Raw genomic sequence first — 11,826 nt, forward strand, 5'->3', positions numbered from 1 at the left:
GTCAGCGCGATGTCAGCTTCGCCCACCGACGATGCGTGCATCCCGAAGGAGCCCTCCGATGCGCACGCCGATCCTCCCGACCCTCGCCGCCGTTGTTTTCCTCGGCCTTGCGATCGCTCCCGCCCGTGCCGGCGACGACGACCACATCGCCGCGCGCGCCGCCCTGCAGCGCGGCGAGATCCTGCCGCTGGCGCGTATCCTCGAGCAGGTGCAGCGGCGCGAACCCGGCGACGTGATCGAGATCGAGCTCGAACGCGAGGACGAGGGCTGGGAATACGACGTCAAGGTGCTGACGCCCTCGGGCGTCGTCCGCAAGCTCACGCTCGATGCGCGCACCGGCGAGGTGCTGAAGGTGAAGGACGACGACTGATGCGCTGCCTGGTCGTCGAGGACGAGCCCGACATCCGCGCCGACCTGCAGCGTGCGCTGGCAGCCGCCGGCTTCGCCGTCGATGCGGTCGGCGACGGCGAGACCGCGTGGTTCCAGGGCGATACCGAGGATTACGACGCGGTCGTGCTCGATCTCGGCCTGCCGCGCATGGACGGCCTCGGCGTGCTGCGCCGCTGGCGCGCCGGCGGTCGCCGCTTCCCGGTCATCGTGCTGTCGGCGCGCGACGACTGGACCGAGAAGGTCGAGGGCATCGAGGCCGGCGCCGACGACTACATGGGCAAGCCCTTCGCGATGGGCGAACTGGTCGCGCGTGTGCGCGCGCTGGTGCGCCGCGGCGCCGAGCGCAGCTCGAACGTGATCGAGGTCGGCCGCCTGCGCCTCGACCTCGGCCGGATGAGCGCGAGCTTCGACGGCGCACCGGCGGCGCTGTCGCCGCTGGAATTCCGCCTGCTCGACCATCTGGCGCACCAGCGCGGCCGCGCGGTGCCGGCCGGTGAACTCGCCGAACATCTCTACGGTGCTGCCGACAGCGGCGACGCCAATGCGATCGAGGCGGTGGTCGCGCGCCTGCGCCGCAAGTTCGGTGCCGACCTCATCGTGACCCGGCGCGGCTTCGGTTACCTGCTCGGCGAGCCGCCGTGCGGATGAGCTCGCTGCGCTGGCGACTGCTGGTCGCGGCCGCGGCGGCGATCCTGGTGGCGCTGACGATCGCCGGGCTGGCGATGACCCTGCTGTTCGAACGCCACCTGCAGCGCCAGCTCGAGGCCGACCTGACCCGCGACGCGCTCGCCCTGGTCGCCGATCTCGCCTGGGCGCCCGACGGCACGCCGCGGATCGAGGGCGGGCCGGTCGACGTGCGCCTGCAGACGCCGGCCGGCGGCTATTACTGGCAGGCGGAGAACGCGGTGGGGGTCGCGCGTTCGCGCTCGCTCTGGGACCAGCAGCTGGCGCCCGCCGAAGATGCCGGCGGCGACGACTGGCGCTTCGAAGTCGACGTCGCCGGCCCGTTCGAGCAGCGGGTCGCCCGCCTGGTCCGCCGTATCCGCGACGGCGACGGTGGCGAGGCGACGCTGCAGCTCGCCCGCGACCTCGCACCGCTGCACGAGGCACGCGCCGGCTTCGCCCGCGAGCTGGCGCTGTCGCTCGCCCTGCTGTGGGCGGTGCTGTCGGCGGCCGCCTGGGCGCAGGTGAGTCTCGGCCTGCGCCCGCTCGACCGCGTGCGCCTGGCCCTGCAGACGCTGCGCGCGAACGCGCGCCAGCGCCTGCCCGATCCCGGCGTGCGCGAACTGCAGCCGCTGACCGCGGCGATCAACGCGCTCGCCGATGCCCGCGAGGCCGACCTCGAACGTGCGCGCCGCCGCGCCGCCGACCTCGCGCACGGGCTGAAGACGCCGCTGGCGGCGCTGCAGGCGCAGAGCCGGCGCGCCCGCGAGGCCGGCGCCGTCGACGCCGCAGAAGGCATGGATCGCGCGGTCGCCGCGGTCGCCGCCGCGGTCGAGGCGGAACTGGCGCGGGCGCGGGTCGCCGGCGCCGGCGCCGCGGCCGGCGTGGGCGCTGTGGGCGGCGCCGACGAGGGTACGTCCCTGCGCGCGATGGTCGAACGCGTGCTCAGCGTGCTCGAACGCACCGAACGCGGCGGCGAACTGGCGTTCGCGGTCGAGGTCGACGATGCGCTGCGCCTCGGCATCGCCGCGGATCTCCTCGTCGAACTGCTCGGTCCGCTACTCGAGAACGCCGTCCGCCACGCCCGCCGCCAGGTCCGTGTCGCCGCCGCGCACGACGCGGACGGCGGCTTCGTGCTCGACATCGACGACGACGGCCCCGGCATTCCCGACGACCGCCATCGCGAGGCGCTGGCCCGCGGTGCCCGCCTCGATCAAAGCGGCGGCAGCGGCCTCGGTCTCGCGATCGCCCGCGACCTCGCCGACGCGACCGGCGGCCGCCTCGCGCTCGCGCGTGCCGGACTCGGCGGCCTGCGGGTGCGGCTCACCTGGCCACGGCCCGCCGCGTAGGCGCGGCGTCGGCTGCGGAGTTGCAAGCTGCACGACCGCTTCATGCCGATCGCCCGGGAAACGCCCTCGCGAGCGCTGAAAATCCCGGGCCAAACGCTGGCACGCTTCCTGCTGAGTCTCCCGGGTCGGATCGCCGATCCGTCCCCCCATCCCACGGAGACCTGCCATGTCCATTTCCCTGATCCTGCTGATCCTGCTGATCCTCATCCTCATCGGCGTCGTGCCGGCCTGGCCGCACAGCCGCGGCTGGGGCTACGGCCCGAGCGGCGCCGTCGGCGTGATCCTGCTGATCGTGATCGTGCTCTGGTTGATGGGCGTCTTCTGACCCCAGCGACAACGGCATCAATGCAATCACAACGGATCGGAGCCGATCAAAGCCGATGAGGCGCGGTCGGAGCGGGAACATCGCTTCGAAACGGAGCCACGCCGCGTGTCGAAGCATCCAGCGGAGCTCGCACGTTCCCGAACGACGAGACGAACCGAATCGGCTGTGATCGGCTCTGATCCGTTGTGGTCTGCGTTCCGCTACGCCACCCGCAGTCTCAGCGGGTGTCGAAGCTGAGCCGGCCCGGGCCGGTGAGCAGCAGGCCGATCGCGCCCAGCAGGTAGATCGCCTGCAGTTCGATCGCCCAGCCGCCGGTCGCGTCGAGCTTCATCAGCTCGCCGGCGTGGGCCAGGAAGATCGCCGCCGCCATGTTCACCCCGATCAGCGCCGCGCCGATGCGCGCCTGCCAGCCGACGATCAGCAGCAACGGGCCGAGCACCTCGCCGAAGTAGGCGCCGTAGCTCAGCGCCGGCGGCAGGCCGTGGGCGACCAGCAACTGCTGGATGCCGAGCACGCCGCCGGTGATCTTGGCGATGCCGTGCAGCAGCACGAGGCCGCCGAGCGCGACGCGCATCAGCAGCAATCCGAAGTCCGAACGGGTGGCGACCATCTGCGTGACTCCCGGCGCGTACGAGCCTTCATTGTGCTCAGCTCAGGTACCAGACCTCGACCGTGCCGTTGACCTTCACCGTCATCGGATTGCCGCGGCGGTCGAGGGACTTGCCGACCGGCACCCGCACCCAGCCCTCGCTGACGCAGTATTCCTCGACGTTGTGGCGCTCGACGCCGTTGAAGCGCACGCCGATGCCGCGTTCGAGCGCGGCCGGGTCGTGGAAGGGGCTGCGTGGGTCGTTGGCGAGGCGGTCGGGCGGAGTGTCCTGGCTCATTGCGGTATCCGGTCGGAAAACGGAGCGCGGATTCTAGCCGCGTCGGCGGCGGGCTTCATGGCTTGTAGATCGGCCATGCGCGGCGACGGCCGACCTCGGCGATCGCGGCCTGCACGTCGGCACGGGCGAGCAGGGCCTCGCCATTGGCCTTGAGGATCCGTTCGCCGGGCGCGGTCGGCAGCTCGCGGAAATCCTGCACGTCGATCAGCGCGTCGGCCCGCGTTTCCGGGTCGCGCAGGCGGGCGATCAGATCGGCGGCCGCCTCGTCGAGGCGGCTGTCGTACAGCAGTACCTCGGTATACACGCGCGGCATCAGCGCGCGATGCTCGCGCGCCCAGGCCAGCGCCGCCGCGAAGGCGGCCGTGTCACCGGTGCGGCTGGCCGCGCAGCCGACGATCGATGCACGCAGCAGGCCGAGCAGGTTCTCCGGTGCCGGTACCGGCTCCAGCGTCTTCAGCGCCTCGGCATAGTCGCCGCGGCTGCACTGCAGTGCCGCCAGCAGCAGGCGTGGGAACTCGCCGCCGACCGCATCGCCGGCCTGCACTGCCGCGGCGAGGTCGGCAACGGCCTCCTGTTCGCGACCGAGCCCGAACTGCGCCTGCATGCGGACCAGCCGCATCGAGAAGCGCTGGTCCGGATCCAGCCAGGGCTGGGCCTCGGCGAAGCTGGCCTCGACCTGCTCGGCGAGCGCCAGCGCTTCCGCGAAGTCACCGACTACCAGCTGTGCCTGCCCGAACACGACCTGCAGCGCGAGCACGTTCTGGTCGAGGAAGGCGCGGGTACGCAGGCGGTCGACATGGCGACGCGAGGCGGCCTCGATGTCGATTCCGGCTTCGTCACCGCCGGTCAGCGGATCGAAGCGGCGGTCGATCAGCGTCAGCACCAGCTGCTCCGGTGCCTGGATGCGCGCATGCGCGCGCGCCGCCGCCTCGAGGTCGCCCTGCTGCAGGCGCTCCAGCGCCAGTTCGTAGGCGTAGCCGCTGCCGTCGCCAGTCTCGCGCGACGCGTAATCGGCATCGACCAGGGCCTGCAACAGCGCCACACGGGCGTTGCCGCCGCGGCTCGCTTCCTCGACCGCGAAACGCAGCAGCGGCGGATGCACCGCCGGCAATACGCCGGGGAAGCGGGTCGCCAGTTCGGCGAGGGCCAGCGCGGCCGCATCGCCATCGCCGTCGCGGGCTGCCTGCAGGGCACGTTGTTCGAGTGCGATCGCCGCGTGCAGGTCGGCATTGCCGGCGGCCGTCGGCCCGGCCGGCGCCGTGCCTTCGCTGCGGCTGCGGCTGCGGCTCTCGGCCGGGGCAGAGGTCGGATTCTTCTCGACCGAACGCTTGCGCGGGTCGACGTCGGCGGAGGCGAGCGGCGCGACGAGGGCGAGCAGAAGCGGCAGCAGCAGGGTATGGGAACGCATCGGCGGATTCGCGGTTGGGGGACTCAACGATACAGCGGGACGTCGAGGATCCGGCCGTGTGCGTCGACCGCGGCCGCGACGTCCTCGCGGCTGCGCAGGGTCTCCCAGCCGGCGGTGACGGCGGCGTCGCCCGGCAGCGTGACTTCGCGATAGCGCTGCAGGTGCAGCAGCATGTCGCCGCGCGTGAGCGGATCGGCGAGGGCGGCGACGACGGTTTCCGCCGCTTCGTCGATGCGTCCTTCATCGAGCAGGGCATTCGTCGCGAACACCGGAAAGGCGGTGCCGTGTTCACGCAGGTAGGCCAGCGCCGCTGCGGCGCTCGCGGCATTGCCGGTCTGCAGCGCGGCGCGGTGCTGCACGTCGACCAGGACGAGCCGGCCGTAGCCCGACATCGCGCCGAGATCGGACAACGGGTCCAGCGCCGCCTGCGGCTGTTGCAGCGACGCCAGCACCTGGGCGTGGTTGAGGACGAGGCTGACCCCGTCGTGCCCGCCGCGCGAGGCCGCCGCGGCCTCGGCCAGCACGCGCAGCGCCTCCTCGTGCCGTCCGAGCTGGAGCAGGGCGTTCGCCAGGGCATTGCGCATCCAGATCCACTGGGTGTCGCCGTCGACGAAGTTTTCGGCCGGGCCGGTGGCCTCGGCGAGCGCGACGGCCGCCTCGGCCGCGTCGAGCGACCTCAGCGCGTGCACCAGTGCCACCTGCAGCTCGAGCACGTCCGGCTGCAGCAGCGCACGCGTACGCAGCTTCGCCTCGTAGCGTTCGGCGACGCGGCGCAGGTCGAAGCTTTCCGGCGCACCCGCCAGACCGTCGAAGCGGCGGTCGGAGAGCAGCCGGACCAGAACCTCCGGGTTCTCGATCCGCGCGATCGCCTCCTCGGTGCCGGCGCGATCCCCGCCGGCCAGCCGCAGCAGCGCCAGCTCGTACCAGTGGCGGCTGCCGTCGCCGACCGCGTTCAGCGGCAGCCCCGCGGCGAACAGCGTTTCGAGCAGGCGGCGCTTGCCCGGACCATAGTCGCCGGCATCGCCGTGATAGAGCGCGCTCATCGCCAGCAGCGGGTCGAGGCCGTCGGTGGATTCCGGGAAGCGCGCCAGCATCTCGGCGAGTGCCGCGCAAGCCTCGTCGAAGCGACCGAGCACCAGCGCCGCGCGTGCGAACATCTCCCACATCGGCGCTTCGGCCGAGGGCGCGCGCGTGGCCTGCCACAGATGTTCGTAGCCGGCCGGTCCATCGCCGGCGACCAGGGCGAGCCAGCCGGCGAGGTAGCGCATTTCCGCCTGGCGCGCCGGTGGCAGCCGGGCGAAGCCCGGATCGGCGAGCACGGCGTCGGCCTGCACCCGTGCCTGCGCATGCGCACCGCCTTCGATGTCACGCATCAGCGCCCGCACCCGGTCGACCAGCGCCACGGGCGGCTGGGCCTCACCGTCGCGCTGGCGGACCGGCTTTTCCGTCGCCAGCGCCGGCGCGTCGGTGGCGGTGGCCGGCACGGACAGCGCGAGCAGGATGGGCAGGCAGAACAGCTTTTGCATGCGGGCGTTTCCCGGGAGGTTCGCGACAGTGTGACCTAGCCCTTCACGCAGAGCACCTGCCGCAGCTCGTGCACGATGTCGACGAGGTCGGCCTGCGCCGCCATCACCGCCTCGATCGGCTTGTAGGCCGCCGGCGATTCGTCGAGCACGCCGGCATCCTTGCGGCATTCCACGTGCGCGGTGGCCTCGCGGTGCTGCTTCAGGGTGATTTCCTGCTTCGCCTGGCCACGGCTCATCACCCGCCCGGCGCCGTGGCTGCACGAGTGGAAGCTGTCGGCATTGCCTTTGCCGCGCACGATGTAGCTGCGCGTGCCCATGCTGCCCGGGATGATGCCGAGCTGGCCTTCGGCGGCGCTGACGGCGCCCTTGCGGGTCACCAGCAGCGATTCGCCGTGGTGCTGCTCGCGCTCGACGTAGTTGTGGTGGCAGTTCACCGCCACGGTGTCGAGCCGGAACTTCGGCAGGAAGCGCCGCAGCTCGCGCAGCACCCGCTCCATCATCGCCTCGCGGTTGTGGCGGGCGTAGTCCTGGGCCCAGGCGACCGCGGCGATGTAGTCGTCGAACAGCGGCTCGCCCTCGAGGAAGAAAGCGAGGTCGCGGTCCGGCACGCGGAAGCCGAGCACGCGCTTCTCCAGCGCCCGCCGCGCCTGCTCGATGAAGTAGGTGCCGATCACGTTACCGGTGCCGCGCGAGCCCGAGTGCAGCATCACCCACACGGCGTCGTCCTCGTCGAGGCAGAGCTCGATGAAGTGGTTGCCGCCGCCGAGGGTGCCGAGCTGGCGCCCGACCTTGTCCGGGCGCAGCTTCGGATGCCGCGCACGGATGCGCTCCAGCCGCGCCTCCAGCCCGGACGCGGCCAAACGCGTGCCGATGCTGTCGGGCAGCTGGCGGTGGTCGGCGCTGCCGACCGGCACGCTGCGCTCGATCGCGCTGCGCACCGGCGCCAGGTCGTCCGGCAGCTGGCGCGCATGCAGGCTCGTGCGCACCGCCGCCATGCCGCAGCCGATGTCGACGCCGACCGCGGCCGGGATGATCGCACCGCGGGTCGGGATCACCGAACCGACGGTCGCGCCGATGCCGACGTGCACATCCGGCATCACCGCGACCCACGGCCCGACGAAGGGCAGCGCTGCGAGGTTGCGCAGCTGCTCGTGCGCCTTGGCGTCGAAAGGAACGCCTTTCGTCCAGGCCTTGATGGGCTTGTCGCCGGCCTCGAGGATTTCATAGTTGAACGTACTCATCAATTTTCTCTGTTATCGAGTTTCGTAGTTCGTAGTCAGTGCTTCAGGCTGACGAGCTGCTTCAGCACGCCGTCCAGGCCGCCGAAGACGGTCAGCTTGTCGATCTTCTCGGTGACCTTCTCCAGCGCCTCGAGTTCCTTGAGGCGCAGCAGGGTCGGGCTTTCGTCGAGCAGCTTCGCGGTGTTGAGCAGGCTGCGCGTCGCATTCGCCTCCTCGCGCCGGCGGATCACGTTGGCCTGCGCCGCCTTCTCCGCCTGCACCACCGCGTTGAGGATCTCCTTCATCTCGCCCGGCAGGATCACGTCCTTGACGCCGACGCCGAGGATCTCGACGCCGACGTCGCCGACCTGGCCGCGCACGTATCCGAAGATGTCGGCGTCGAGCGAGGCCTTGTCGCCGAGCAGCTCGTCGAGCGTCTTCGCCGAGATCGCCTTGCGCAGGCCGTACTGCAGCTCGCGGTAGACGAACTCGGCGTACTTGCCGACCTTGCCGCGCGCGGCGACCGGGTCGGTCACGCGCAGGCTGGCCGACAGGTTCACGCGCAGCGAGACCTTGTCGCGGGTCAGCAGTTCCTGGCCGCCGACGTCGATCGCCTGCACGCGCAGGTCGACGACGTCGATCACGACGTTGCGGCGCAGGTTCCAGAACGCGTGCGCGCCCGGCGCCAGCGTCCGCACGTAGCGGCCGTCGACGAACAGCAGGCCGGCGGATTCCGACGGCACCGTCACCGCCGTCGCCAGCGTCTCGAGCAGGCCGAGCTGGCGCAGGCGGTGGGCGACGCCGGCCTCGACCTCGAGGCCGTCCGTCAGCGCCAGCGTCTGCACGGCGATGCCGGCCGGGCCGCGCCAGTAGAGCTGGCGGCTGCCCGGGGCGAGCACGTCGACCAGCTTGCCGTGGCGGTGCACGAGACCGATTTCGTGCATGCCCAGGTCGGCCAGCACGAAGTGCTCGAGCAGGCCGGCGCCGAGCGCGACGACCAGGCTGTCGGCGTCCTTGCCGGTGTACTCGCCGTTCGCGGCGTCGTGCACGCTCACCTCGAGGCCGAAGCCGGACAGGCGGTGCACGCCCGGACCGAGCACGCGCTCGAAGCGGCGGTTGCGGAACACCAGGCCGCGCTCGGTGTCGCCGATGACGATCTTGCGGAACAGGGACATGTCGTTCTCCTTCTTCTTCTTCTTTCTTCTTCGTTTCGTGGCAGTGGCGGGAACGCCCCGGCGCCGGCCTGGCGGAGCGATGGCGGCCGGTCCGGGGCGCCACCGTCCGCCGCGCACGCCGGCCTCGCGGCAGGCGTGCGGTGCATCGTGGTGGCGCGTCCGGCGCGGTGGCCGTCGCCCGGCCCGGTCGGCGCTGCGGTCGCTGCCGGCATCGATGTGCTGATGCCGGCGACGTGCCGCCCGGGGCGTTTCCCTGGTTGGACTTGCGTCCGTTGTCGAACACGGTCTTGGCGGCCGTTGCCATGGAGCGGGATTCGAACCCGCGAGCCCTATCGGACACGCCGTTCCGGCCCCGGCATACGCCACGGCAACGCCGCGCGCACCGGACGGGATCACAACCCGTACCGCTGGGAACCGGTTCTTCGTGCCCGTCATTGCCGCCGCTCGCGCAGTGGCAATTCCTTCGCGACGACGGCGGCCGGCCGTCATCGCATCGTGTGGAATCCCTTCGCGAACGCCGGAAACAAAACGCCCCCGGGACGGAACCCGAGGGCGTTCGCGTGGCCTCGGGAGATCGGGGTGACCGATCTCCCGTGCGCGGGGGATCAGATCGGGTAGTCGCGTTCCTGCCGCCGCAGACGCACGCACGCGTCCGCACCGCGCCGGGGGCGCGGCAGGAAATAGTTCGCGTCGTGTGCGTTACGGGCTGACATGGTGGACTTCCGTGGGATGTCTTCGCGTGTGTCACGAAGAGGTCGCGCACGATACTCCTGGCGGCAGCGTTGTCAAGCACCGCGTGCGCTCCGGGCGCCCTTCGCGGCCCCGTGCGAAATGCACGGCCCGCTCACGGGCGCCCCGCCATCCTCCACGCCTGGTCGGAACAGGCGGGCAGGAATGGCGGACGAGGGCAAGAATTCACCGGCGGGGCGCATCCTCGCGATCGACGACGACCGCGGGTTGCTGGAGAGCTTCGCGCTCTGCCTGCAGGGCGTCGGCTATCGGGTGACCACGGCGGCCTCGGTCCCGGAAGGGCTGAAGCTGGCGGCGACGCAGCCGTTCCACGTCTGCCTGCTCGACCGCAACATCGGCTACGACTCCGGCCTCGACGCGCTGCCGAAGCTGCGCGAGCTGGCGCCGGCGATGCGGGTGATCATGGTCACCGGCCATTCGCGGGTCGACGACGCGGTGCAGGCGATCACCGACGGCGCCGCCGACTACCTGGTCAAGCCGTGCTCGCCGGAGCAGCTGCGCATCGCCGTCGCCCGGCAGATGGAAACGCTGCGCCTGCTCGAGCGCATCGAGCGGCTCGAGCGCGAGGTGCCCGATGCGCGCGCCGAGCCGCAGAGCCGCAACCCGGCGATGCAGAAGGTGCTGGAGATGGCGCGCCAGGTCGCGCGCACCGACGCCAACGTGCTGCTGCTCGGCGAAAGCGGCACCGGCAAGGGCGTGCTGGCGGCGGCGATCCACGACTGGAGCGCGCGCGCCGAGGCGCCGTTCGCCACCATCAACTGCCCGTCGCTGTCGGCGGAGCTGATGGAGAGCGAACTGTTCGGGCATGCGAAGGGCTCGTTCACCGGCGCCACCCAGAGCACCCAGGGCCGGGTCAGCAACGCCGACGGCGGCACCCTGTTCCTCGACGAGGTCGGCGACTTCCCGCTGGCGCTGCAGCCGAAGCTGCTGCGCTTCATCCAGGACAAGACCTACGAGCGCATCGGCGACCCGAGCACGCGCCGCGCCGACGTGCGCATCGTCTCGGCGACCAACCGTGATCTCGAGGCGATGGTCCGCGACGGCCAGTTCCGCCTCGACCTGATGTACCGCCTGAACGTGATCGCGCTGACCCTGCCGCCGCTGCGCGAGCGAATGGAGGACCTGGAGGACCTGGCGCTCGGCTTCCTGCAGCGCTACGCCCGCGCCTACCACCTGCCGGCGGCGCGGCTGTCGCCGGCGGCGCTGGCGCGGATGCGCGCCTACGCCTGGCCGGGCAACGTGCGCGAGCTGCAGAACGTGATCGAGCGGGCGGTGATCCTCAGCAGCGGCGAAGTCGTCGGCGACGAACACCTCGCGCTCGGCCCGCCGGAAGCCGCTGCCGGCGCGAGCAACGACCCGCTGCCGGTCGCCGGCGCGCCGATGACCCTGGAGGTGCTCGAGCGCCGGCACATCGAGGCGATCCTCGCCGGCAGTCCGACGCTGGATGCCGCCGCGCGCACGCTCGGCATCGACAGCTCGACCCTGTACCGCAAGCGCAAGGCGTACGGCCTGTGAGCGCCGACCGTCGCCCCGTCCCCCCGACGACCGCGGCCTCCGCGCAGGGCTCGCCGACGGCCGGCGCCGGCGCGGCGCCTTCGCTGGCGGCGCCGGGTGCCGCGGCCCTGCCGCCGGCACCGGAGCGCCCGGGCCCGCTGGGCTGGCTGGCCCTGCTCGCCTGGGTATTCGGCAGCATCGCCATCGGTGGCGCCGTCGGCTGGTTCACCCGCCCCGACGCCTGGTTCGAAAGCCTCGCCAAGCCGACCTGGCAGCCGCCGGACTGGCTGTTCGGCCCGGTGTGGACCCTGCTTTACGCGCTGATCGGCGCCGCCGCATGGCTGTTCGCGCGCACGCCCGGCGGGCCACCCGGCGAACGCCGCGCCGCCTGGGTGGCCTTCGCGCTGCAGGCCGGGCTGAACCTGGCGTGGTCGCCGCTGTTCTTCCGGCTGCACTCCCCGGGCCTGGCCTTCCTCGACATCTGCCTGCTGTGGCTGGCGGTGCTGGCGACGACGCTGCTGTTCGGCCGGGTCCGGCCGCTGGCCGGCTACCTGTTGTGGCCGTACGTGCTTTGGGTCAGTTTCGCGCTCGTGCTCAACGGCACGATCTGGCTGATGAACTGAGCGCCGCGGCGAAACG

General features: G+C 71.9%; 12 protein-coding genes. 6 read left to right on the top strand and 6 right to left on the bottom strand.

The annotated features are described in order from the left end of the window. Positions 1-58 precede the first annotated feature (58 nt). From K311_RS0104855 to K311_RS17995, 4 genes are all read left to right on the top strand, one after another. On the top strand, positions 59-370 hold the full coding sequence (locus tag K311_RS0104855; RefSeq protein WP_051239511.1) for a PepSY domain-containing protein: 312 nt from the start codon (positions 59-61) through the stop codon (positions 368-370). Beyond that, positions 370-1,038 carry a response regulator transcription factor gene (locus tag K311_RS0104860; RefSeq protein WP_026816389.1) on the top strand — a complete coding sequence of 223 codons (669 nt, stop codon included), beginning with the start codon at positions 370-372 and terminating at the stop codon, positions 1,036-1,038. Before K311_RS0104855 ends, K311_RS0104860 begins: the two co-directional genes overlap by 1 nt. Further along, entirely contained in the window at positions 1,035-2,402 is a 1,368-nt protein-coding gene (locus K311_RS0104865) for an ATP-binding protein (protein ID WP_051239512.1), read from the top strand. Before K311_RS0104860 ends, K311_RS0104865 begins: the two co-directional genes overlap by 4 nt. 166 nt (positions 2,403-2,568) lie before the next feature. Continuing rightward, entirely contained in the window at positions 2,569-2,727 is a 159-nt protein-coding gene (locus K311_RS17995) for a DUF3309 domain-containing protein (RefSeq protein WP_043797776.1), read from the top strand. A 217-nt stretch (positions 2,728-2,944) separates the two neighbouring features. Here the strand turns inward: K311_RS17995 and K311_RS0104875 are convergent, their stop codons facing one another. From K311_RS0104875 to K311_RS0104900, 6 genes are read right to left on the bottom strand one after another with little or no spacing between them, the layout of a single operon-like run. Beyond that, positions 2,945-3,337, bottom strand: coding sequence for a DoxX family protein (locus K311_RS0104875; RefSeq protein WP_026816391.1), 393 nt, complete (start codon positions 3,335-3,337; stop codon positions 2,945-2,947). A gap of 37 nt (positions 3,338-3,374) precedes the next feature. Next, entirely contained in the window at positions 3,375-3,614 is a 240-nt protein-coding gene (locus tag K311_RS0104880) for a DUF3297 family protein (protein ID WP_026816392.1), read from the bottom strand. Positions 3,615-3,669: 55 nt separating this feature from the next. Beyond that, positions 3,670-5,022, bottom strand: coding sequence for a hypothetical protein (locus K311_RS0104885; RefSeq protein WP_026816393.1), 1,353 nt, complete (start codon positions 5,020-5,022; stop codon positions 3,670-3,672). Positions 5,023-5,045: 23 nt separating this feature from the next. Beyond that, the gene (locus K311_RS0104890) at positions 5,046-6,548 is read right to left on the bottom strand and encodes a hypothetical protein (RefSeq protein WP_026816394.1); all 1,503 of its coding nucleotides are present in this window, start codon (positions 6,546-6,548) and stop codon (positions 5,046-5,048) included. A 35-nt stretch (positions 6,549-6,583) separates the two neighbouring features. Beyond that, a complete protein-coding gene (locus K311_RS0104895; RefSeq protein WP_026816395.1) occupies positions 6,584-7,789 on the bottom strand; it encodes an RtcB family protein in 1,206 nt (401 codons plus the stop codon). Between the two features lie 35 nt (positions 7,790-7,824). Then, positions 7,825-8,943, bottom strand: a complete 1,119-nt coding sequence (locus K311_RS0104900; protein WP_026816396.1) for a slipin family protein — start codon at positions 8,941-8,943, stop codon at positions 7,825-7,827. Between the two features lie 894 nt (positions 8,944-9,837). On the opposite strand from K311_RS0104900, the gene K311_RS0104905 reads away from it, so the two are divergent. Together K311_RS0104905 and K311_RS0104910 are read left to right on the top strand one after the other, a co-directional pair. After that, a complete protein-coding gene (locus K311_RS0104905; RefSeq protein WP_026816397.1) occupies positions 9,838-11,208 on the top strand; it encodes a sigma-54-dependent transcriptional regulator in 1,371 nt (456 codons plus the stop codon). Then, on the top strand, positions 11,205-11,810 hold the full coding sequence (locus K311_RS0104910; RefSeq protein WP_245570626.1) for a TspO/MBR family protein: 606 nt from the start codon (positions 11,205-11,207) through the stop codon (positions 11,808-11,810). Before K311_RS0104905 ends, K311_RS0104910 begins: the two co-directional genes overlap by 4 nt. Positions 11,811-11,826 lie beyond the last annotated feature (16 nt).

The sequence above is a fragment of the Arenimonas composti TR7-09 = DSM 18010 genome (genome assembly GCF_000426365.1).
Taxonomy (GTDB): domain Bacteria; phylum Pseudomonadota; class Gammaproteobacteria; order Xanthomonadales; family Xanthomonadaceae; genus Arenimonas; species Arenimonas composti.

What these genes read in the sequence shown, in the direction of transcription:
- K311_RS0104895 (WP_026816395.1), bottom strand. Translation starts at nt 7,789, where the DNA reads ATGAGTACGTTCAACTATGAAATCCTCGAGGCCGGCGACAAGCCCATC.
- K311_RS0104865 (WP_051239512.1), top strand. Translation starts at nt 1,035, where the DNA reads ATGAGCTCGCTGCGCTGGCGACTGCTGGTCGCGGCCGCGGCGGCGATC.
- K311_RS0104875 (WP_026816391.1), bottom strand. Translation starts at nt 3,337, where the DNA reads ATGGTCGCCACCCGTTCGGACTTCGGATTGCTGCTGATGCGCGTCGCG.
- K311_RS0104900 (WP_026816396.1), bottom strand. Translation starts at nt 8,943, where the DNA reads ATGTCCCTGTTCCGCAAGATCGTCATCGGCGACACCGAGCGCGGCCTG.
- K311_RS0104885 (WP_026816393.1), bottom strand. Translation starts at nt 5,022, where the DNA reads ATGCGTTCCCATACCCTGCTGCTGCCGCTTCTGCTCGCCCTCGTCGCG.
- K311_RS0104860 (WP_026816389.1), top strand. Translation starts at nt 370, where the DNA reads ATGCGCTGCCTGGTCGTCGAGGACGAGCCCGACATCCGCGCCGACCTG.
- K311_RS0104905 (WP_026816397.1), top strand. Translation starts at nt 9,838, where the DNA reads ATGGCGGACGAGGGCAAGAATTCACCGGCGGGGCGCATCCTCGCGATC.
- K311_RS0104880 (WP_026816392.1), bottom strand. Translation starts at nt 3,614, where the DNA reads ATGAGCCAGGACACTCCGCCCGACCGCCTCGCCAACGACCCACGCAGC.
- K311_RS0104890 (WP_026816394.1), bottom strand. Translation starts at nt 6,548, where the DNA reads ATGCAAAAGCTGTTCTGCCTGCCCATCCTGCTCGCGCTGTCCGTGCCG.
- K311_RS17995 (WP_043797776.1), top strand. Translation starts at nt 2,569, where the DNA reads ATGTCCATTTCCCTGATCCTGCTGATCCTGCTGATCCTCATCCTCATC.
- K311_RS0104855 (WP_051239511.1), top strand. Translation starts at nt 59, where the DNA reads ATGCGCACGCCGATCCTCCCGACCCTCGCCGCCGTTGTTTTCCTCGGC.